The 21,225-nt window shown below is 72.0% G+C and carries 17 protein-coding genes; 8 read left to right on the top strand and 9 right to left on the bottom strand.

The genetic code is table 11. The annotated features are described in order from the left end of the window. Nucleotide 1: 1 nt before the first annotated feature. Entirely contained in the window at nt 2–1,129 is a 1,128-nt protein-coding gene (locus AB0M08_RS21740) for a glycosyltransferase 87 family protein (protein WP_364495973.1), read from the bottom strand. Then, nucleotides 1,086–2,474 (bottom strand): polyprenol phosphomannose-dependent alpha 1,6 mannosyltransferase MptB, encoded by a 1,389-nt coding sequence (gene mptB, locus AB0M08_RS21735; protein WP_364495970.1) that lies wholly within the window; start codon nt 2,472–2,474, stop codon nt 1,086–1,088. Before mptB ends, AB0M08_RS21740 begins: the two co-directional genes overlap by 44 nt. 58 nt (nt 2,475–2,532) lie before the next feature. Here mptB and AB0M08_RS21730 point away from each other — a divergent pair, with 58 nt between their 5' ends. Next, nucleotides 2,533–4,176, top strand: a complete 1,644-nt coding sequence (locus AB0M08_RS21730) for a hypothetical protein (RefSeq protein ID WP_364495968.1) — start codon at nt 2,533–2,535, stop codon at nt 4,174–4,176. On the opposite strand, the gene AB0M08_RS21725 is transcribed toward AB0M08_RS21730, so the two are convergent. Next, nucleotides 4,165–4,386 carry a hypothetical protein gene (locus AB0M08_RS21725; RefSeq protein WP_364495965.1) on the bottom strand — a complete coding sequence of 74 codons (222 nt, stop codon included), beginning with the start codon at nt 4,384–4,386 and terminating at the stop codon, nt 4,165–4,167. The genes AB0M08_RS21730 and AB0M08_RS21725 overlap by 12 nt on opposite strands. An 84-nt stretch (nt 4,387–4,470) precedes the next feature. Between AB0M08_RS21725 and AB0M08_RS21720 the strand changes: the two genes are divergently transcribed. After that, nucleotides 4,471–4,905: a MarR family transcriptional regulator gene (locus AB0M08_RS21720; RefSeq protein WP_364495962.1), complete on the top strand. Its 435-nt coding sequence runs from the start codon at nt 4,471–4,473 to the stop codon at nt 4,903–4,905. Here the strand turns inward: AB0M08_RS21720 and AB0M08_RS21715 are convergent. Together AB0M08_RS21715 and AB0M08_RS21710 are read right to left on the bottom strand one after the other, a co-directional pair. After that, nucleotides 4,902–7,886 carry a bifunctional [glutamine synthetase] adenylyltransferase/[glutamine synthetase]-adenylyl-L-tyrosine phosphorylase gene (locus AB0M08_RS21715; protein ID WP_364495959.1) on the bottom strand — a complete coding sequence of 995 codons (2,985 nt, stop codon included), beginning with the start codon at nt 7,884–7,886 and terminating at the stop codon, nt 4,902–4,904. The two genes, AB0M08_RS21720 and AB0M08_RS21715, sit on opposite strands and share 4 nt — an antisense overlap. A 1-nt stretch (nt 7,887) precedes the next feature. Next, nucleotides 7,888–8,652, bottom strand: a complete 765-nt coding sequence (locus tag AB0M08_RS21710; protein WP_364495956.1) for a type 1 glutamine amidotransferase — start codon at nt 8,650–8,652, stop codon at nt 7,888–7,890. A 103-nt stretch (nt 8,653–8,755) separates the two neighbouring features. On the opposite strand from AB0M08_RS21710, the gene AB0M08_RS21705 reads away from it, so the two are divergent. Next, complete coding sequence (locus AB0M08_RS21705) at nt 8,756–9,127, top strand: VOC family protein (RefSeq protein ID WP_364495953.1); 372 nt, start codon at nt 8,756–8,758, stop codon at nt 9,125–9,127. 45 nt (nt 9,128–9,172) lie between these two features. Here the strand turns inward: AB0M08_RS21705 and AB0M08_RS21700 are convergent, their stop codons facing one another. From AB0M08_RS21700 to AB0M08_RS21690, 3 genes are all read right to left on the bottom strand, one after another. After that, a complete protein-coding gene (locus AB0M08_RS21700) occupies nt 9,173–9,625 on the bottom strand; it encodes a GNAT family N-acetyltransferase (RefSeq protein WP_364495950.1) in 453 nt (150 codons plus the stop codon). A 10-nt stretch (nt 9,626–9,635) separates the two neighbouring features. After that, nucleotides 9,636–10,331 carry a YafY family protein gene (locus AB0M08_RS21695; RefSeq protein WP_364495947.1) on the bottom strand — a complete coding sequence of 232 codons (696 nt, stop codon included), beginning with the start codon at nt 10,329–10,331 and terminating at the stop codon, nt 9,636–9,638. Nucleotides 10,332–10,578: 247 nt separating this feature from the next. After that, on the bottom strand, nt 10,579–11,004 hold the full coding sequence (locus AB0M08_RS21690; protein ID WP_364495944.1) for a DUF350 domain-containing protein: 426 nt from the start codon (nt 11,002–11,004) through the stop codon (nt 10,579–10,581). 143 nt (nt 11,005–11,147) lie between these two features. On the opposite strand from AB0M08_RS21690, the gene AB0M08_RS21685 reads away from it, so the two are divergent. Both AB0M08_RS21685 and AB0M08_RS21680 read left to right on the top strand, forming a co-directional pair. Further along, nucleotides 11,148–11,759: an RNA polymerase sigma factor gene (locus AB0M08_RS21685; RefSeq protein WP_364495941.1), complete on the top strand. Its 612-nt coding sequence runs from the start codon at nt 11,148–11,150 to the stop codon at nt 11,757–11,759. Further along, on the top strand, nt 11,756–12,508 hold the full coding sequence (locus tag AB0M08_RS21680; RefSeq protein WP_364495938.1) for a hypothetical protein: 753 nt from the start codon (nt 11,756–11,758) through the stop codon (nt 12,506–12,508). The genes AB0M08_RS21685 and AB0M08_RS21680 overlap by 4 nt, the downstream gene beginning before the upstream one ends. 284 nt (nt 12,509–12,792) lie before the next feature. On the opposite strand, the gene AB0M08_RS21675 is transcribed toward AB0M08_RS21680, so the two are convergent. After that, nucleotides 12,793–14,145, bottom strand: coding sequence for a glutamine synthetase family protein (locus AB0M08_RS21675; RefSeq protein WP_364495936.1), 1,353 nt, complete (start codon nt 14,143–14,145; stop codon nt 12,793–12,795). A gap of 120 nt (nt 14,146–14,265) precedes the next feature. Here AB0M08_RS21675 and AB0M08_RS21670 point away from each other — a divergent pair, with 120 nt between their 5' ends. The 3 genes from AB0M08_RS21670 (at nt 14,266) to AB0M08_RS21660 (ending at nt 20,983) form a co-directional block, all read left to right on the top strand. Further along, nucleotides 14,266–16,008: an NAD+ synthase gene (locus AB0M08_RS21670; protein ID WP_364495933.1), complete on the top strand. Its 1,743-nt coding sequence runs from the start codon at nt 14,266–14,268 to the stop codon at nt 16,006–16,008. 131 nt (nt 16,009–16,139) lie between these two features. Then, nucleotides 16,140–16,970: a 3-methyl-2-oxobutanoate hydroxymethyltransferase gene (panB, locus tag AB0M08_RS21665; protein ID WP_364495930.1), complete on the top strand. Its 831-nt coding sequence runs from the start codon at nt 16,140–16,142 to the stop codon at nt 16,968–16,970. Between the two features lie 224 nt (nt 16,971–17,194). Beyond that, the gene (locus AB0M08_RS21660; protein ID WP_364495927.1) at nt 17,195–20,983 is read left to right on the top strand and encodes a hypothetical protein; all 3,789 of its coding nucleotides are present in this window, start codon (nt 17,195–17,197) and stop codon (nt 20,981–20,983) included. Nucleotides 20,984–21,225: the final 242 nt, after the last annotated feature.

The raw sequence follows: 21,225 nt of genomic DNA, 5'->3' as shown, positions 1-21,225 counted from the left end.
CCTACGCGCTGATCTTGTCCGCCTCGTGGACGACAGCCGAACGGCGGGTATCGACGGGTGTCCAGACCAGCAGAGCCAGACTGAACCACACATATGCATTCCCGCCGATCAGTTCCAGCGGCGGGCGCGGCCGGTTCTCCCAGATCCAGGTGATCCGCGAGGTCATCCAGAGGTAGGCGGCGAGCGACAGACCCAGGAATCCGCGATGCCTCAAGGTCAGGCCGACGTCGAAGGTACGCCACAGCGCGGGCATCAACCAGACACAGTGGTGGATCCAGGTCACCGGGCTGATCAGGCACCCCAGCACCCCGGTCAGCGCCAGCCCACCCATCACGTCGTCCGGCGCCCGGCGCACGCGCCACGCCCAGAACCCCAGCGTGACCAGCACACACGCCGCCCAGACCTTCGCCTCCACGGTCTCGATCGGCAGCCGGGCCAGGAACCCGCGCTCGGACTGGTTGGAGAGGAAGTAGAGCAGCCCGACCCGGTTGGTGTCCCAGAGCGCCGACGTCCAGAACTCCCGGGACTGGTCCGGGAAGATCGCCCCGGCCAGCAGGGTAGCCCCGGTCGCGGTGCCGATCGCGGTGGCCGCCGCCCGCCAGCGCCGGGCGATCAGCAGGTAGAGGATGAAGACGCCCGGGGTCAGCTTGATCGCGGTGGCCAGCCCGATCCCGACCCCGGCCCAGCGGCGCCCCTTCGCCAGGCCGAGCAGCATGTCCCCGGCGACCAGGGTGAGCAGCAGTGTGTTGACCTGCCCGAAGGTGAGCGTCTCCCGGACCGGCTCGAAGCTGATCGCGAAGCAGATCGTGACGGCGAGCGCGAACCACGTGGTCCAGCCCTGCCGGCGGATCAGCGGACCGGCGAACCACCAGGTCAGCACGGCCGTGGTGGCCACCGTGGCGAGCGTGGCGCAGACCACCACCGCCTCGAACGGCAGGTACGCCATCGGGAACATGACCAGACCGGCGAAGGGCGGGTAGGTGAACCCGTACGGGGTCTCCGGGCGCAGCCAGTCGTAGACCATCCCGTGGTCGCGGAACCAGTACTGCACCGCGCCGTAGTAGACCTTCGAGTCGAAGAACTCGTTACGCGCCTCGGCCAGGTAGAGGATCCCCAGAGTGATCAACACCAGGCCGGCGAGAGTCGCGATTCGTTTCATGAAGAGCTTTCCACGCTAGATAACCGGCGAGCACGGTCATGCCGATCGCGCCCTGCGCCTTGGTGGCCAGGGCCAGGTTGTAGCCGTCCGGGAGGCAGAGCGCGGCGGCCACCGCGCAGGGCACGACCAGCCACCGGGTGTCCCGGAGCGGGACGGCGGCCAGCACGGCGAGGGGCCAGAGCGCGTACCAGGGATGGAAGACCGGGGCGAGAACCACCGTGGCGGCCAGCGCGTAACCGGCGTACACGAAAGGATCTCTGCCCTGGAAAGCGGAGATCCAGAGCCTGAGCAGCACGAACGCCAGGGCGATCATCCCGGCGACCCGGGTCGCGGTGACCGCGTGCGGCACGCCGAGCAGTTCCAGGGTCATCCCGATCGCGGTCGGCGGCGAGGTCCACTGCACCGAGACGCCGCTGCCGGTGAGCCCGGAGAGCCAGCCCAGGCCGAGTCCCGAGCCGATCGAGACCACCGCGAGCGCGCCGATCGCCCCACCGGCCACCAGCAGGGCCGCCCGCCACCGCGAGCCGGGAATCAGGAGGATCGCGAAGGGCAGCACCACCCCTGCCGTCGCCTTGACCCCGATGGCCAGCCCGACCAGCACGCCGGCCAGCAGGGCACCGCCGCTCAGCGCCACCGCCAGGCCGCCGGTCAGCAGCGCGACCATCACCGCCTCGTTGTGCGCGCCGGAGACCAGATGGATCAGCACCAGCGGACACGCGATCACCAGCCAGACCGCGCGCTCCGGCGGCACACCGGCCCGTCGCGCCAGCCTCGGCAGAGAGCAGCCGATCGCGATCACGCCGAGCACCGCGATCAGCCGCAGCAGCGCGACGGTCCCGGTCAGCGAGCCGCCCAGCTTCACCGCGCCCGCCGCCAGGATGAGGAAGACCGGACCGTAGGGCGCCGTCGAGGCACGCCAGGTGGGTGCGACCGCTTCGCTCCAGGGACAACCGCCGACCCCTTGGGCGTACGGGTCGAGCCCGGTGGCCTGCTGCCAGCCCTGGCAGGCGTACGAGTAGACGTCGTAGCTGCCCAGCGGCAGGACCGGCAGCAGCGGCAGCGCCCAGAGAGCGGCCGTCGTCCAGGCCCACCGCACCGAGGGCACCACCCGCCGTCCGGCCAGCCACGCGCCGATCAGCAGGAGCGTCCCGCCGAGCCAGAGCAGCGGCAGCAGCACGCCGTTCTCCCCGGCCAGGACGGTGCGCGGCGTCACCGTCGGTTCCCACGGGTCGCGCGCCCCGCCGAGATAGGCGGCCCCGGCCAACAGGCTGCTACCTGCGAGCCCCGTGAGGCGGACGAGGAGCGGACGGGGCATGGCGATGACCCTACCGTGACGCGCTGCTACCCCCGGTCAACCCGGTATGGTCGGCGGGATGTGGGCACGGCACCGGCTGGAATGGATCATCGCGCTGGTGTCGGCGGCGCTGGCCGGCGGCTACCTCCTGGCCCCGCCGATGGGTTCGGACCTGGCCGCCCAGACCGCCCGCGCCGCCTTCTTCGCGGCGCACGGGTACACCCCGATCGACCTGCGCTGGTATTCCGGCGTCGATCAGCTCGGCTACAGCCTGGTCTCCCAGCCGGTGATGGCCGTGCTCGGCGTCCGCGTCACCGGCGCGCTCACCCTGGTCGCCGGCGCGGTGCTGCTCACCGTGCTGCTGCGCCGGACGGCCGCCGAGCGCCCCGCCCTGGGCGCGGCGCTCGGCGTCCTCGCCGTCGCCGGCAACCTGATCAGCGGCCGGGTCACGTACGGCCTCGGCGTCTGCTTCGGCCTCGCCGCCCTGGTCGCGCTCACCCAGGCGGCGCGCTTCCGGTGGATCGCCGGGCTCTTCGCCGCCCTGACCTCCGCCACCAGCCCGGTCGCCGGTCTCTTCCTGGGCCTGGCCGCCGCCGCGCTCCTGCTCTCCGGCTGGCTCCCACGGGTGTCTCGACCCGCCCCGGACACCCCTGAGCACCAGCCACGACGCACGCCCACGCTCACTGGCTGGCTCCCACGGGTGTCTCGACCCGGCCCGGACACCCCTAGGGTCCAGCCGGAGCGGTGGGGCGGGGCACTCGCCGTCGGTGCCGGGGCGGCCGTGCCGCTCGCGGCGAGCGTGCTGCTCTTCGGGGACGGCGGGTGGATGAACATCAGCCGGACCGACACGCTGCACGCGGTCGTCACCGGGCTCGTCGTGGCGCTGCTCGTCCCGGTCCGTCCGATCCGGATCGGCGCGCTGCTCTCCTCGGCCGGGGTGCTCGCGTCCGCCCTGATCCACACCCCGGTCGGCCTCAACGCCACCCGCCTCGCGGTGATGTTCGCCCTCCCGGTGCTGGCGGGCTATGTACGCCTCTCGCCCCGGATCGTCCCGGCACTACTCGTGATCACGTTCTGGTGGCAGCCACCGATCGTCACGAACGACGTCCGGGACATCGGGAACCCGACCGCGGAGGCCGGCTACTTCACCCCGCTGCGGGACCGTCTCGCCCGGGAGACGCTCACCGGACGGCTGGAGATCCCGTCGACCAGGGACTACTGGGAGGCGGCCCGGATGGGCGACGTCCCCCTGGCCCGCGGCTGGCTGCGGCAGGCCGACATCGACCGGAACCCGCTCTTCTTCACCACGGTGCCCGGCGCGAGCGGCACCGGTGTCGCGCTGACCACGGAGAGTTACCGCACCTGGCTGACCGAGCGGGCCGTCCAGTTCGTCGCGGTCCCGGACGCCGAGCTCGCCTGGCCGGGCAGCGCCGAGGCCGCGCTGATCGCCGCCGGGCTCCCCTACCTGACCGAGGTCTGGTCCGGCGAGCACTGGCGCCTCTACCGAGTGTCCGAACCGGCCCCGATCGTCGCGGCACCGGCGGCCCTGGTCCGGCAGACCGCCGCCGCGATCACCCTGGACGCCCCGGCAGCGGGCGACATCCCGCTCCGGGTCCACTGGTACCGCTGGCTGCGCGCCACCGGCGGCGCCGAGGTCGTCCGGGACGGCGACGGGGTCGTGCTGCGGGTCCCGGCCGCCGGCCGGTACACGCTATCCAGCTGACCGGGCCGCCCGCTCGGCACGCTTGCGGTCCCGCTGCTCGCGGGTGATCCGCTTGCGGTTCTCGATGTCACGCTTCCACTGCTCGCGGGCACCCTCGTCACAGCCCTGGACCGCGCCCTTGACCTGGGCCGGCCCGATCATCGAGCGGAACCACACGTCGTCGAAGGTCTCGTGGAACCAGGCCGCGAACCGATCCTGAAACTTGGCCACGACGCTCTCCTCGGTCAGTTGGTGGGCTAACTGTTGGTACCCCAACTATTGGTAGGATAGCCCGTGACTTGAGGGGAATCGCAAGTGAGTGATGATCCGCTGGCTCTCGAACGACAGGTCTGCTTCGCGCTGTCGGTCGCGGCCCGCAGTGTGGTGGCGATCTACCGGCCGCTGCTGGAGCCGATGGGCCTGACCCACCCGCAGTACCTGGTGATGCTCGCGCTCTGGGGTGACTCGCCGCTCTCCGTGCGCCGGCTCAGCGAGCTGCTGGCGCTCGACCCGGGCACGCTGTCGCCGCTGCTCAAGCGCCTGGAGTCGATCGGTTACCTGACCCGTCAGCGGGATCCGGCCGACGAGCGCAGCCTGGCGATCACGCTGACCGAGGCCGGGCGGGCGCTGCGGGCCGAGGCCGAGAAGATCCCGCCGGCCGTGGTGGCCCGTCTCGGCATGCCGGTCGAGGACCTGCAGACGCTGCACGCCTCGCTCACCCAGGTGATCGCGGCGGCGCACGCCGGCTAGCTCTCCATCACCCGCTGCATCGCGGCCCGGGAGCGCCGGGTGATCCGCAGGTAGCGGTCGACGAACTCGCCCGGGTCGCCGCCGCCGAGCAGCAGGACCGCGCCGGCCAGCTCGACACCGTGCGCCGGGATCTGGTCGGTGGGCCGCCCCCGGACCAGGGTCAGCGCGTTGCGCACCTCGGCCGCCAGCGTCCACCCGGCGGCCATCGCCTCGGCGTCGGCCACCTCGACGAGACCGGCCTCGACCTCCGCGTCGAGCGCCTCCAGCGTACGGGTGCACCGCAGCCCGGCCAGCTCGTGCGAGTGCCGCAGCTGCATCAGCTGGACCGCCCACTCGACGTCGGCCAGCCCGCCCCGCCCCAGCTTGGTGTGCGTGTTCGGGTCGGCGCCCCGGGGCAGCCGCTCGGTCTCCACCCGGGCCTTGATCCGGCGGATCTCGATCACCTGCTCGCGGGTCAGCCCACCGGTGGGGTACCGCATGGTGTCGGCGAGCGCCTCGAACGCCCGGCCGAGCGCGAGATCGCCGCAGACGAACCGGGCCCGGAGCAGCGCCTGCGCCTCCCACACCTTCGACCAGCGCGCGTAGTACTGCTGGTACGCCGGGAGGCTCCGGACCAGCGGGCCCTGCCGCCCCTCGGGGCGCAGGTCGGCGTCGATGCCGAGCGCCGGGTCCGGTGCGGGCGCGTTGAGCAGCCGGCGTAGCTCCTCGGCGATCGCGTGCGCGGCGGCGCCGTCGTCCGAGCCGTCGTAGACGAAGAGCACGTCGGCGTCGGAGGGGTAGCTCATCTCGTACCCGCCGAGGCGGCCCATCCCGATGATCGCGAAGCGGAGCCCGGGTGGGCCCGGCTTGACCCGGCGGGCGATCTGCAGCGCGGCGTTCAGCGTGGCGTCGGTGACGTCCGAGAGGGCCTTGCCGACCGTGTCGACGTCGAGCGGCTGGGCCGGGGCCAGGGTTCCGCCGTGGCGCAGGATGTCGGCGCAGGCCAGCCGGAACAGCTCGCGGCGGCGCAGCGCGCGGACCGCGGCGATCGCGGCGACCGGGTCGTCGGCGTGGCGCTCGGCGGCCGCGGCGAAGCCGTCCAGCAGCTTCTCCCGGGAGCGGGGCCGCAGTTCGGCGTCGTCGGCGAGCAGGCGCAGCGCCTCCGGGTCGCGGGTGAGCAGGTCGGTCGCGTACCGGGAGAGGCTGAGCACCCGGGCCAGGCGACGGGCGACCGGGCCGCCGTCCCGGAGCAGCCGGAGGTACCAGGGCGTGCTGCCCAGCTTGTCGGAGACGTGCCGGTAGTTGAGCAGGCCGCGGTCCGGTTCCGGCGCGTCCGCGAAGTCCTCCAGCAGCATCGGGAGCAGCGTCCGCTGGATCGCCGAGGTGCGGGTGACCCCGCCGGTCAGCGCCTCCAGGTGCCGCAGCGCACCGGCCGGGTCGGCGAAGCCGAGTATCTCCAGCCGCTTGCGGGCCGAGGCCGGGGTCATCCGCAGCGCCTCGGCGGGCACCCGGGCGACCGCCTCCAGCAGTGGCTGGTAGAGCAGCTTGACGTGCAGGCGGCGGACGTTGGCAGCGTGGCCGACCCAGTCGGAACGGAACGCCTCGACGGCGTCCTGGCCGGGGAGCGCGGTGTACCCGAGCGCGGCCGCGAGCCAGCGCAGGCCCTCCGGCTCGTCCGGCACGGTGTGCGTACGCCGGAGATGTTGAAGTTGAAGTCGATGCTCGACCGCGCGCAGGAAGCGGTACCCGCGCAGCAGCGTCTCGCCGTCCTGGCGGCCGACGTAGCCGCCGGCGACCAGCGCACGCAGGGCCGGCAGGGTGCCCGGCAGCCGGAGTGTCTCGTCGACCCGCCCGTGCACCAGCTGCAGCAGCTGGACCGCGAACTCGATGTCGCGCAGACCGCCCGGACCGCGTTTGATCTCCCGCGCCACCTCCTTGGGCGGCACGTTGTCGATGATCTTCCGGCGCATGTCCCGGACGTCGGCGACCGCCTCGGGCCGCTCCGCCGCGTGCCAGATCAGCGGCTCCAGGTCGGCCAGCCACTCCTGCGCGAGGGCCGTGTCGCCGGCCGCCGGACGGGCCTTGAGCAGCGCCTGGAACTCCCAGGTCCGCGCCCACCGCCGGTAGTACGCCTGGTGGCTGGCGAGCGTCCGGACCAGCGGGCCACGGCTACCCTCGGGGCGCAGCGCCGCGTCCACCGGCCAGGCCACCTGCCCGCAGATCTCGATCAGCCGGGCCGCCACCGTGGTGCCCGCCTGCAGGTCCTCGTCACCGGCGGCCACGAAGATCACGTCCACGTCGGAGACGTAGTTCAGCTCGTTCCCGCCGCACTTGCCCATCGCCACCACCGCGAGGCGCGGCTCGGGCACGCTCTCCGGGAGGCCGGCGACGGCTATCGCGTACGCCGCGGCCAACGTCTCGTCGGCGAGCGTGGAGAGCGCGGCCATGGTCGGTTCCAGCCCCCGGCCACCGGTCAGGTCGGCCGCCGCGATCCTCAGGAGCGCTATCCGGTACGCCCTCCGCAGCGCCGGTACGGTCGGCGACTCCAGCTCCAGGTGCCCCTCCGGGTCCGGCGGCAGCCCGCTCTTGCTGGTCGCCAGGGTGCGCCACTCCTGCTCGTTGGCGACCAGGTGATCGCCGAGCGCGGAGGACGCCCCGAGCACGGCGACCAGCCGGCGCCGCAGGCCGTGGTCCCGGTGGAGCTCGCCGATCAGCTCGCGGACCGCCTCGTTGTCGATGATCTCGCCGCCCGGCCCGGTGGGGCGCGCGCCGCCCGCCCGCTCGGCGGCCCGGGAGACCGAATCGGCCAGCCGGTGCAGCTGGCGCAGCGCCAGGTTCGGGTCGGCGGCCCGGGAGAGCACGTGGATCAGCTCGGCGGCGTCGGTGCCGGCCGGCCCGTGCCCGGCGTCCCAGAGCCGCAGGCCGGAGGCGCCGAGCAGGTCGGCCGCGGAGGCACCGTTGTCGGCGAAGCCGTACCGGGACAGTCGGGTGGGCCGCGTCATGTCAGTGGCCCAGCAGCGGCAGGGTCCGGCTCTCCGGGAGCGTGCCGAGCGCCAGCGAGGCGAACCGGACGGCGAACGGCTGCCAGACCTCCTCGACGTCGGGCAACACGTTCGCGACGGCCAGCACCACGGCCTCCGGGTCGTACCCGAGCTCGGCCAGGTCGGCCGCCCCGCTCCGGGTCCAGTCCTCGATCATCGCGGCGTCGCACTCGATGTGGAACTGGAGGCCCCAGGCCCGGTCGCCGATCCGGAACGCCTGGTGCGGATAGTTACTCGAGGCGGCCAGCAGCGTCGCGTTCAGCGGCAGCGCGGTGATCTCGTCACGGTGCCACTGGATCACGTCGGGCAGCAGCGGCACCCACCTGAAGAGCACGTCGTCGTCGGCCGCGTCGCGCTTGCCGACCAGGCCGGGACCGATCTCCGGGCCGGCGGTGCTGCGCTCCACCCGGCCGCCGTGCGCGTGGGCGAGCAGCTGGCCGCCGAGGCAGACGCCGAGCGTGGGCACCCGGTGCCGGGTCGCCTTGCGCAGCAGCCCCTCCAGCGCCGGGAACCAGGGCGCGCCGGGGGCGCCGGTGGCCACGTCCGGGTACGCGTTCTGGTCACCGCCGAGCACGACCAGCGCCACGAAGTCGTCGAGGGTCTCCGGGAGGGGATCTCCCGCGTACGGGCGGAGCACGGTGAGCTCCAGGCCGGCCTCGGTGAGCCAGTCCCCGAGTCGGCGGAGGTCGTCGGACGGATCGTTCTCGATGACAAGTGCGGTGCTCACCTGTTGAGGCTATCGGGTGATGCCCCGGCAAACACCGACAGGACGTTGTCGAGGACCGCCGCCAGAGTTCTCCCCGTCAGCTTTTCTTGATGGAGGGAAGATCATGATCGGGTGGATCGAGGTCGGCGCGGACCGGCCGGCGGAGACCGAGAAGTTCTACGGCGAGCTGTTCGGCTGGACGTTCGCGGACGACGACGACTCGGTGGGGCCGGACGGGAACCCGTACCGGATCGTCACCGGGCCGGACGGCGGGGCGCCGCTCGGCGGTTTCTACGGCACCGGCGGGAAGGCGCCGCAGCAGGCGATCTTCCTGATCGTCGTCGCGGACACCGCCGAGGTGTGCCGCCAGGCCGAGGGGAAGGGCGGCACGGTGCTGGTCGGCCCGCAGCGCGAGGCGAGCGGCCTGGTCTTCGCCCGCCTCACCGACCCGGCCGGCAACCTCTTCGGCGTCTTCACGCCGCCGGCCCGCCCCTGATCCGGGTCGGCGCCGACCGGTAGGGCCGGCGCCGACCGGAAACGATCAGGAGGCCGGTGTCCAGCGGGCGACCACCTCGTCGTCCTCGGTCTCACCGGTCTCCACGAAGCCCAGCGCCAGGTACAACCGCCGGGCGCCCTCGTTCGCGGGCCGGTAGCTCAGCGCCACGTTCGGCGTCCCCGGCTCGGCGATCAGCCGCTCCCGGAGCTGCCGGACGATCGCGCCGCCGATGCCCTGCCGCTGGTGCTTCGCGTCCACCACGAGCCCGCCGATCCACCGGCTGCCGTCGTCGTCCACACCCCAGATCGCGAACCCGACCACCTCGCGCTCGCCACGCACCGCGGCGAGCGGGCTCCAGGTGTCGCCGTAACTACACATGCAGAGGTAGTAGGTCACCTCCGCGACGAACTCCTTCTGCTCGGGGTGGACGGTGAGGGCGGCACAGTCCCGCCAGTTCCCGGCGGTGACCGGTTCCAGGCGGATCGAGTCGATGGTCATCGAAGAATGATCACGCAAGCGTCAAGCGCTCCGCACGGCCGGCCGGGATGTCCAGGTCGGCGTCGGTGAGCTCGCGGGCCGGCGCCGTCTCCCGGGTCGGGATGACCGTGGTGATCCGGTCGGTCCGGAAGACCCGCACCGAGTCGCGCAGCCGGCACCAGGCCACCAGATACCACTGGTCGGAACGCCCGACGTAGCCCAGCGGCTCGATGTCCCGCAGCGTGCCGGCGCCGAAGCGGTCCGCATACGCGATCCGGAGCACCCGGCCCACCGGCAGCGCCCCGGCCGGCAGGCGCGGCATCGTCGCCGGCGGGGTGGCCCCGACCAGGTGGATCCGCTCCGCCAGGGCCTGCGCCGTGGCCACCTCCTCGGGGCGCATCACCGCGACCAGCTTGCGCAGCGCACTCCCCGCCGCCTGCCGGAACGGCGTGCCGTCCAGCCGGCGCAGGGCGAGCGCCATCGCCACCGCCTCCTCCGGCGTGACGTTGACCGGGGGCAGCGTGTGCGATCGGTCCAGGCAGTAGCCACCGGTGCGGCCGGGCTCCGCCCAGATCGGGATGCCGGACTGCTGCAGCGCCGAGATGTCCCGCTCCACGGTGCGCGTGCTCACCTCGAACCGCTCGGCCAGCCAGCGGGCACTGCGCGGCCGCGGCGCCACCGCGCGCAATTCCTCGACGACGGCGTAGAGCCGATCGGTACGGTTCACCGCCCGAACCTAGACCGGGGGTACGACAGAAACGGCACCCCCGCCGGCCCGCGCCCATCCCGGGCCGTTGCGCGCCCACGGGTTTTGGCTGGTGCTCAGGGGTGCCTCAAGCGGAGCGAGGCACCCCTGAGCACCAGCCAGGAGCGGGGGCGCGTGACGGCCCGGAGCGGGCAGGAGGTCGCGTGCCTCGACGGGGGCGCCTTTTGAGCGCGGTGGGCGGGCCGGGGAGCGTACCGGAGAAGTGGTCTCAAGCGATGCAGGCGCAGACTATGAGGGCGGCGCCGAAGTGGGAGGCGGCGCTGACCAGAGCGCCTCCGTGATAGTCCGGGGTGCAGATGACCTCGCCGAGCTTGCCCGGGGTCATCCAGTCCAGGACCAGGAACGCCAGGCCCATGATGCCGATGCCGACCAGGCCGAAGAGCGCCGTCGACGCCAGGCCCTGACCGAAACTGTCATACGTCGTCCAGATCGAGGTGAAGACGATCAGGGCGATGCCGAGCTGGTTCGCCGCGAGCAGCAGGGCCGCGTTCGGGTTCCGGTCGGTCCAGATCAGATCGCGGAGCTTTCCCGGGGTGAGCAGGTCAATCAGGACGAAGCCGACCGCCATCAGACCGATCCCGATCAGACCGAACACGATGCTGCGCCCGGCGCCCTCCAGCAGATCCTGCAGCACGTTTCCCCCTGGTGATCGACGTTTCGTCCCAGACCGTAGCCGACCGGGTCTACCGCTACCGGGGGTGATGTGACAAAACTTCGCCGTCCGGCGCTGAAGGAATGGGGCCCGGCACACCCGCCGGCCGGACGGAGGACTAACGCATGGTGCCACCGGAGGACCTCGACGCCGTGGTGCGCGACGCGCAGTGCGGTGACGAGGACGCGTTCCGGCAGCTCTATCGCCTGCAACAGCCGGCGCTGCTGCGCTATCTGCGGGTGCTGGTCGGCGAGGACGCGGAGGACGTGGCCTCGGAGGCGTGGCTGCAGATCGCCCGGGATCTGCGGACGTTCGCCGGGACCTGGGACAACTTCCGGGGCTGGAGCACGACGATAGCCCGGCACCGCGCGATGGACCTGCTGCGGGCGCAGCGCCGCCGTCCGGTCACCACCACCACCGAAGATCAACTTCTTACGGTACGCGCGGACGACGACACCGCCGACCGCGCGATCGAGCTCGTCTCGACCGACGCCGCGGTGGCCCTGATCGCCACGCTGCCGCCCGACATGGCCGAGGCGGTGATGCTGCGCGTGGTCGTCGGACTGGACGCCAAGGCCACCGGGAGCATCCTCGGCAAGCGCGCCGGGGCCGTCCGTACCGCGGCCTATCGCGGGCTGAAACAGCTGGCCAACCGGCTTGCGGAGAAGAAATCCCCGAAACCCGCGACGAAACCGGTGACACAAATCCGGGCCGCGGCGCTGAAGGAGATGAGATGAGCAGCCAGGAGGGACGGAGCCCGATGGACCGGAAGACCGCGGAGAGCCTGCTGCGGGGCGACCGGACCGTCCTGCGCCCCGGTGATCCTCTGGGCGAGCTGCTGTCCCTGGCGAAGGCGCCCGCCACGGACCAGGAGCTCGCCGGGGAGACGGCCGTGATGGCCGCGTTCCGGGCTGCCGCTCATTCCCCCGAACCCGTACCCACCCGGAGACGTTCGATGTTGAAGATCACGCTGGCCAAGCTGCTGACCGTCAAGGTCGCCGCGATCGCGTTCGCGAGCACCGCCGCCGTCGGTGGTGTCGCCCTCGCCGCCAGCACCGGCGCCCTGCCCAACCCCATCCACGAGGGTAAGCCCTCGGCGAGCGCGAGCCACTCGGCCAAGCCCAAGCCGTCCGGTTCGGCCCTGCCCAAGCCGTCCGGGTCGGCCCTGCCCAAGATCGCCGACCTGTGCCGTGAGTTCAACGGCAAGGACAAGGACCACCGCGGCCAGGCGCTGGACGACGCGCACTTCGGCGAGCTGGTCAAGCAGGCCGGCAAGAAGGACCGCGAGCACGTCGAGAAGTTCTGTGCCCGGCTCCCGAAGCCGTCCGGTTCGGCGTTCCCGACCCCGAGCGGCAGCTTCAGCCCGCCGAGCACCCGTCCGTCGCACGACGCCGTCAAGCCGTCCGGCGCCGTGAGCGAGAAGCCGAAGCCGACGGCGAGCGCCACCGTCGAGCCGAGCGGCGGCGCGGACAAGCAGCACGGCTGACGAGCCGGCATCCGGCGGGCGGGGTTGGGAGCACTTCACCCGTCGGATGCCGCCAGAGGTCGGTCGCCGGACGCCGGGGTTGCCCCCACCTCGCGCGTACGGCGGCTGAACCGGTCAGAGGGCGGTGATCCCCATCCGGATCACCGCCCTCTGGCGTGTCCGTGGCGGAGAACACGAAGGCGGCGCTCCCTGAAGGAGCACCGCCTTCGTGAACGATTGCCGGTGGGATCATCCCACCGGCATCCGGTTCGTTCTGTGGACTACGTCACTCCGCTGACCTGCGTTTACAGCGCGCCGAGGTACCGCTGGCGCTCGTAGGGCGTGACCTCGCGGCGGAACTGCTCCCACTCGGCCCGCTTGTTGCGGAGGAAGAACTCGAAGACGTGCTCGCCGAGCACCTCGGCGATCAGCTCGGACTTCTCCATCACGTCGATCGCCTCGGAGAGGTTCTCCGGCAGCGCCTCGTAGCCCGCCGCCTTACGCTCGGCCGGCGAGAGCGACCAGACGTCGTCCTCGGCGCCCGGGGGCAGCTCGTAGCCCTCCTCGATGCCCTTGAGGCCGGCGCCGAGCATGACCGCGAACGCCAGGTACGGGTTCGCCGCGGAGTCGATCGAGCGGACCTCGACCCGGGCCGAGCTGGGCTTGCCGAACGCGGGCACCCGGACCAGCGCGGAGCGGTTCAGGTGGCCCCAGCTGACGAACGCCGGCGACTCGGTGATCCGGTCCGGCAGCTGCAGCGGGAAGAGCCGCTTGTACGAGTTCACCCACTGGTTGGTGATCGCGGTGTACTCCCGGGCGTGCACCAGGAGGCCGGCGATGAACGCGCGGGCCGTCTTGGAGAGCTTCTGCGGGTCCTCGCTGTCGTAGAACGCGTTGCGTTCACCCTCCATCAGCGAGAGGTGGGTGTGCATGCCGGAGCCCGGCTGGTCCGTGTACGGCTTCGGCATGAAGGTCGCGCGGACCCCCTGGGAGAGCGCCACCTCCTTGACCACGTGCCGGAACGTCATGATGTTGTCGGCCGTGGTCAGCGCGTCCGCATACCGCAGGTCTATCTCCTGCTGGCCGGGCGCGACCTCGTGGTGGCTGAACTCGACCGAGATGCCGATCCGCTCCAGGGCCAGCACGGCCTGGCGGCGGAAGTCGCGCGCCACCGCGTGGGTGGTGTGGTCGAAGTAGCCGCCGCTGTCCACCGGGACCGGCACCGAGCCGTCCAGCGGCCCGTCCTGCACGAGGAAGAACTCGACCTCGGGGTGGGTGTAGAAGGTGAAGCCCTTCTCCGCGGCCTTGGCCAGCGAGCGGCGCAGCACGTGGCGCGGGTCGGCCCACGCGGCGCTGCCGTCCGGGAGCAGGACGTCGCAGAACATCCGGGCGCTCTCGCCGCTGACACCGCCCTCGAACGGGAAGACCTGGAAGGTCGTCGGGTCGGGCATGGCGACCATGTCGGACTCGAAGACCCGGGCGAAGCCCTCGATCGCCGAGCCGTCGATGCCGATGCCCTCCTCGAAGGCCGACTCGAGCTCGGCCGGGGCGACCGACACGCTCTTCAGCGTGCCGAGCACATCGGTGAACCAGAGCCGAACAAAACGGATGTCGCGCTCCTCGAGCGTCCGAAGCACGAACTCCTGCTGTCGGTCCACTTCCACCCCTCGTCCCGGTGCCTGACCACTTACCTATCGAGCCGAGACTACGCTGACCAGAGCCTGTGACGTCGGTCCGGGTCGGTAAATGAAACCCCCTCGGTGGGGAAGAATGCAGGGATGCCCACGCTGCGTATCGCCCTCGCTCAGGTGAACTCGACAGTCGGTGACATTTCCGGCAATGCGGCCGCGATCCGCCGCTGGTCACGAGCCGCCGCGGAGGCCGGAGCACACCTGGTCGCGTTTCCGGAGATGATGCTGACCGGCTACCCGATCGAGGACCTGGTCTTCCGGAACTCCTTCATCGAGGCTTCCCGCAGGGGCCTCGCCACGCTCGCCGCCGACCTGGCCGCCGACGGGCTCGGCGAGCTCCCCGTGGTGGTGGGCTACGTGGACGCCGACGGCCCGGCCGCGATCAGCTCCGACGCGGTCCCCGGCAGCGGCCGGCGGGACGCGTCCGCGCTGCTGTTCCGGGGCGAGGTGGCCGCCACGTACTTCAAGCACCACCTGCCGAACTACGGGGTCTTCGACGAGGACCGCTACTTCGAGCCGGGCCACGACCTCACCGTGGTACGCCTCGGCGGGGTGGACGTGGCGCTCACCGTCTGCGAGGACGTCTGGCAGGCCGGGGGCCCGTTCACCACGGCACGGCAGGCCGGGGTCGGGCTGGTCGTCAACATCAACGCCTCGCCGTACGAGTTGAACAAGGACGACCTGCGCCTCCCCCTGGTGCAGCGGCGCGCGGTGGAGGCGGGGGCCGCCGTGGCCTACGTGAACGCGGTGGGCGGCCAGGACGAGCTGGTCTTCGACGGCGACTCGATCATCGTGGGGGCGGACGGGTCGCTGCTCGCCCGGGGTTCGCAGTTCGTCGAGGAGCTGCTGGTCCACGACCTGGAGCTGCCCGCCGCCGCCGACGACGACCCGGCACCCCTGCCCGGCATCATCCGGTCTTTCATCCCGAAAAATATGGACAAAAACCCTGAAACGCAGGGCGCCGGTATCGCCGAGCGGCTCAGCGACGAGCAGGAGGTCTGGCAGGCCCTCGTCCTCGGCCTGCGCGACTACGTGAACAAGAACCGCTTCCCCTCGGTGATCTTCGGCCTCTCCGGCGGCATCGACTCGGCCGTCGTCGCGGCGATCGCGGTCGACGCCCTCGGCCCGGAGCGCGTCTTCGCCGTCTCGCTGCCCAGCGGCTACTCCTCCGAGCACTCCAAGGACGACGCCGCCGACCTGGCCAAGCGGACCGGCCTGAACTACCGCGTCGAGCCGATCCAGCCGATGGTCGACGGCTTCCTGGCGAACATGACGCTGACCGGTCTGGCCGCGGAGAACCTGCAGGCCCGGGTCCGCGGCGTGATCCTGATGGCGCTCTCCAACCAGGAGGGCCACCTGGTGCTGACCACCGGCAACAAGAGCGAGCTGGCGGTCGGCTACTCCACGCTCTACGGCGACTCGGTCGGCGGCTACAACCCGATCAAGGACGTACCGAAGACGATGGTCTGGCAGCTCGCCCGCTGGCGGAACACCCAGGGCGAGCCGCCGATCCCGGAGAACTCGATCACCAAGCCGCCGAGCGCTGAGCTGCGCCCCGACCAGAAGGACTCGGACTCGCTGCCCGACTACGAGGTGCTCGACCCGATCATCAAGGGCTACGTCGACCACGACCTGGGCCGCGACGAGCTGATCGCGGCCGGCAACGACCCCGCGCTGGTCGACCGGGTGCTCCGCCTCGTCGACATCGCCGAATACAAGCGCCGCCAGGCCGCCCCGGGGACGAAGATCTCGGGCAAGGCGTTCGGCCGCGATCGTCGCCTGCCGATTACCAACAAGTTTCGCGAAGGTAATGCCTTTAGTCCGCTCTAGGGTGGCGGGTGGGGCGGTCGGATGGGTGTGACACCTTCCACTGACCCCTCGGTTGAGAGCCGCGATGGTGCGACGATTTCCCCGTTACCCGGGGACCGCATCACGCGGCCTCGAGGGAGGAGAGTGGCGAAATGTCGGAGATTCCGACCCTGTACGGCGGCCCGGCCACCCGGCGGGTCCGTACCCGTGACCTGCTCAACGCCAAGGTCCGCGGCGACCGCTGGCCGATGCTCACGTCCTACGACCAGTACACCGCGTCGATCTTCGACCAGTCCGGCGTACCGGTCCTGCTCGTCGGCGACTCGGCCGCCAACAACGTCTTCGGCTACGAGACCACCGTCCCGGTCACCGTCGACGAACTGCTGCCGCTGGTCCGCGCCGTGGTCCGGGCCACCAAGACCGCGCTGATCGTCGGCGACCTGCCGTTCGGCAGCTACGAGGAGGGCCCCACCCAGGCACTGCGCACCGCCGTCCGCTTCATGAAGGAGGGCGGCTGCCACGCGGTCAAGCTGGAGGGCGGCCGGCGGATGGCCCCGCAGATCGAGGCGATCACCGGCGCCGGCATCCCGGTGATGGCACACATCGGCTTCACCCCGCAGCGCGAACACGCGATCGGCGGCTACCGCGTCCAGGGCCGCGAGAACGAGGGCGCCGAGGTCATCTCGGACGCGCGCGCGGTCGCCGACGCCGGTGCCTTCGCCGTGGTCCTCGAGATGGTCCCCGGCGAGGTCTCCAAGCAGATCACCAAGGAGCTGCCGATCCCGACGGTCGGCATCGGCGCCGGCCCGGACACCGACGCCCAGGTCCTGGTCTGGCAGGACATGGCCGGCCTGCGCACCGGCAAGACCCCTCGCTTCGTCAAGCGCTACGCCGATCTCGCCGGCGCTCTCACCTCGGCCACCCGCCAGTTCGCCGACGAGGTCCGCAACGGCGAGTTCCCGGCCTCCGAGCACACCTTCTAAACCTTCTTCCGGGTACGACGCCAGCCCGGCCCTCCCGCTCGGGCCGGCCTGGCGTCGCCCCAGGCTCTCGCCTGGCGTCGCCCCAGGCTCTCCCTTGAACGCCGGCCGAAACCCGGCTTCGGCGACAGACGACGAGCGGGCCACGCCGGTGTGGCGTGACCCGCTCGCGGTGCGCCCGGGACTAGCGGTTGCGCTTCCCCGCACCCGCCGTAGCCCGTGCCCGGGTGCTCTTCGCCGGGGCCGCCGACGCCGACGTGTTCTTGGTGACCCGCTTCGACCCTTCCGCCGACGACGAGGCATTCGTCCCGGAGACCCGGGTGACCTTGGACGCCTTGGCCGAGTTCGCCGAGGCCCGCCCCGGCGCAGCCGCCGCCGACCGGTTGGCCGCCTTCTTAGCCGCCGCCACCTTGGTGACCGCCGCCCCCTTCTTGGCCGCCGCTACCTTGGTGGCCGCCGCCTTGGTAGGCGCCGCCTTCTTGGTAGCCGCCGCCTTGGTAGCCGCCGATTTGGCAGCCGCCGATTTGGTGGCCGCCGTCGCCTTCGCGGCAACCTTCTTGGCAGGTGTGGCCTTCGTCGCCGTCGATTTCGCGGGTGCCGCCTTGGTCGCCACAGCCTTGGCAGCCTTGGTCGCGGTCGCCTTGGTCGCGGCCGTCGCCTTCGTCGCCGTCGACTTGGACGCCGTCGACTTGGACGCGGTGGCCTTCGCGGCGGTGGCCTTGGTCGCCGTCTTCTTGGCGGGGGCAGCCTTGGTGGCCGCAGCCTTGTTCCCCACCGCCTTGGCCGGTGCAGCCTTCGTGGCGACCGCTTTCTTCGCCACGGCGGTCTTCTTCGCCACGGCGGTCTTCTTCGCCACGGCGGTCTTCTTCGCAGGCGTACTCTTCACCCCAGCCGACTTGGCGGTCGCCTTCGCGGCCGTGCTCTTAGCAGCCGTCGCCTTCACGGCCGCAGACTTCGCCGTCGTCGCCTTGGCCGCAGTCGCCTTGACCGGAGCAGCCTTCGTGGCAGCGGCCTTCGCAGACTTAGCCGCAGCAGACTTAGCCGCGGTCGCCTTGCTCGCGGTCGCCTTGCTCGCGGTCGCCTTCGCCGTCGCGCTCTTAGCAGCCGTCGCCTTCGCAGCCGTGGACTTTGCCGCAGTGGACTTTGCCGCTGCGGACTTCGCCGCCGTGGTTTTCGTCGGCGTGGGCTTCGACGCGGCTCCCGACTTTGCCGGAGTCGCCTTGGCGGCTGCCCGCTTCGTAGCCGTCGTGGTCTTCGCCGCGGTCGCCTTGTTCGCGGTCGCCTTGTTCGCGGTCGCCCTCGTAGGCGTCGCCTTGGCCGGAGCGGTCTTGGTCGCGGTTGCCTTCGCAGCCGTGGATTTCACAGCCGTGGCTTTTGTGGTGGTGGACCTCGCAGCCGTGGCTTTTGTGGTGGTGGACTTCGCGGCCGTCGCCTTTGCGGTGCGAGCCGGTGTGGTGCCGCCGGGCGTGGACTTCGCGGCCGTGGGCGGGGTCGACTTCGCGGACCGCGAACGGGCGGAAGTCCTGGTAGCAGTGGGCCTGGTCAGGGTCGTCTCCGTCTCCTCGTACTCGGCGCTCTTCGCCTGGGTCGCTTTGGTCGCCGCTTCGGCTGCGCGGGCCGCCTTCGCAGCAGCCCGGGCCGCGGTGGCAGCGCCGACCGCACTCGCCTTCACCGCCGTGGCACCGGCCCGCTTCGTCGCGGTAGCACCCGCCTGCTTCGTCCCGGTAGCACCGGCCCGCTTCGTCGCGGTCCGGGCGGTCCGGGTCGTGGCCGTCCGTCCGGCGACGGCGCCACGAGCGGCACCCCGGCCGGCTCCGGCGGTGCCGTGCGGGCCATCGGCGGTACCGGTGCGGGCGCTCGCCGTCCTGACCAGGGCCGGACGGCGACGGCCCCGGGCGGGCGCCACCTGCTCGTCGGCCTCCTCGACGGCGAGGTCGGTGCTCTCCTCCGCCGGGACGAGCGGGGATTCCCGCGGGGTCCAGGCCACGCTCTCCTCCCGGCCGAACGCCACCGGCTCGTCCTCGTCCCAGTCGTCGGCCGCCGGAGCCGGTGGGATCGGGGTGCTGATCGCGGCCGGGATGGGGCTCGGCGCCGGTACGGCGGGCTCCTCCTCGATGGCGGAATCGGCCTTGGCCACCCGTACGCGAGTAGCGGCCGTCTTCGCACCCCGGCGGGACAGCGGGCTGGTCTCGTCGGGAGTGTCGGCCTCCTCGTCCTCGGACTTCAGGCGCAGGGTGCCGCGGGCCTTCGCGCTCTTCACGAACGCCTCCATGCCCGCGGACGTCCCCGCCCCGGCCGGCTTCTCCGGGCCTCTCGGCGCGGCGGGAGACTCCATCTCCACCGCCGACGTGAGCGCCTCCAGGTCCGGGCGGTCCGCACCCCACTGGTCCGAGCCCGGGTCGGGATGCGCGTTCTCCCGCGACGGCGCGAACCATCCCCCGAGGAACGGTTTGTCCACCATCTCCACCTCGGCGTGCTGTTCCTCCCGGTATCCGCCACCGGTCGGCGGCCAGACCGGTGCCCGGAACAGATCAGAGTCCGGGTCCCGTCCCGACCCACCCGGATCCGCCGAGAGCGTCACCTGCGCCTTGTGCTTCCCACTGGTGGCCGCCGCGATCCGCCGCGTCCCACCCTTCCCCGCCGCGCTCTTCCCCGCGCCACTCTTCAGCGCACCACTCTTCAGCGCGCCACTCTTCGCAGCGCTGCTCTTCACTACGCCGCTCTTCGCAACAACGCTCTTCGCAGCACCGCGGGGGTTCGCAGGCCGCCCGCCCTTCGCCGCGTTTCCGGCGCGCTCCGCAAGCGACACGACGACCGCGCCACTCCCCCGGCCACCACGCGCTCCGCCCGCCGCACTCTTGGCGGCCGCACTCTTCGCGGCCGGACTCTTCGCGGCCGGACTCTTCGCGGCCGGACTCTTGCCCGCCGGGGTCTTAGCCGCAGTCTTGGTAGCCGCGGTCCTCGTGGCAGCCGTCTTCGCGGACGTGGACTTCACCGTCGCGGGCTTGGCGGCACTCTTCGCCGATGCGGTCTTGCCCCGCGTGCTCTTGGCGGGCGCCGCCGTGACAGAGACCGAAACGGATCTCGTGGTGGCTGGCTTGGCCCTGCTCGTGGCCGCGGCCACGGCCTTCCCCGCCGCCTTGGTCGCGGGGGCCTTCACCGCGGAGAGCTTCGCCGTTGCGGCCTTCGCCGTGGAAGCCTTCGCCGTGCCGGTGGCGCGGGAAGCCGATCCCGACCGAGGAGCCGGAGCCGCGCGCTTCGTCCCCTTTGTCGCCGCGGAAGCCGCCGCGGACTCCGCGACCGACTTCGCCGTGGACTTCAGCGCGGGCTTACCGGTCGCCTTCACCGCCGACCGCACCGCCGGCTTCGTCGTCGCCTTCACCTCGGGCTTCGTCGCCGTCGGCTTCGTCGCCGTCGGCTTCGTGGCGGGCTTGGTCCCGGTCGTCTTGGCCGCGGGCTTCACCGCGGACTTCGTCCCGGTCGCCTTGGCCGTGGGCCTCGCCTCGCTCGTCTTGACCGCGGCGTCAGCGCTACGCCGAGGCGCCGGAGTCCGCGCCGCCGAAGCCGCGCCCTTCGCGACGGCCTTGGCGGTGCTCTTCGCTCCGGCCACCGCACTCTTCGAAGTGGTCGCCGCGCTCTTCGGGCCGGTCTTCGTCGTCACGGGCGCGGTCCGTGCCGTCGGCACCGCCCTCGTAGCCGCCTTTTTCGTGATTTTTCCGGCTACTCCGGTGACAGCCGTCCTCGTACCGGCAGAGGCTTTGCCCGCCGCAGGCTTGGCAGGCGCGGCCTTCGAGGCCGAAGCCTTGGCCGTCACCTTCGGGGCCGGAGCCTTGACGGCCGAAGCCTTGACGGCCACCGGCTTGCCGGTTGCGGGCCTGCTCGACGGCTTGGCGGCAGCGGGCCTCGGCGTCGCGGCACGGCTCGCCCTGGGCGCGGGCGCGGCGGCACGCTTGGCGACGCGCTGGGGGGCAGGCTTGGCGGCAGCAGACCGGGGGGCAGGCTTGGCAGCGGGCTGAGGCGCAGGCTTGGCGCCGCGCTGGGGGGTGGGCTTGGCGGCCGCAGGCTTTCGGGGTGACGTGGTGCGTGCGGTGCGTGACGAAGAAGGGGCAGCGGGCATCGAGGTGTTCCTCCTTGCGAATGACTGCGGGCAGGGTCTGCGCCTGGAGACGAGATAGGCCTGGAACGAGAAATGCCGGGGACGCGATATGCCTGGGACGGGATGAAGCGGGATGTGCCGGCGTGAATGAGCGCCGGGTGA

Origin of the sequence: Actinoplanes sp. NPDC051851, assembly GCF_040681165.1 — a bacterium.
Classification (GTDB): domain Bacteria; phylum Actinomycetota; class Actinomycetes; order Mycobacteriales; family Micromonosporaceae; genus Actinoplanes.
The sequence above is the reverse complement of the archived record's forward strand: the minus strand, read 5'-3'. Positions and strand labels throughout refer to the sequence as shown.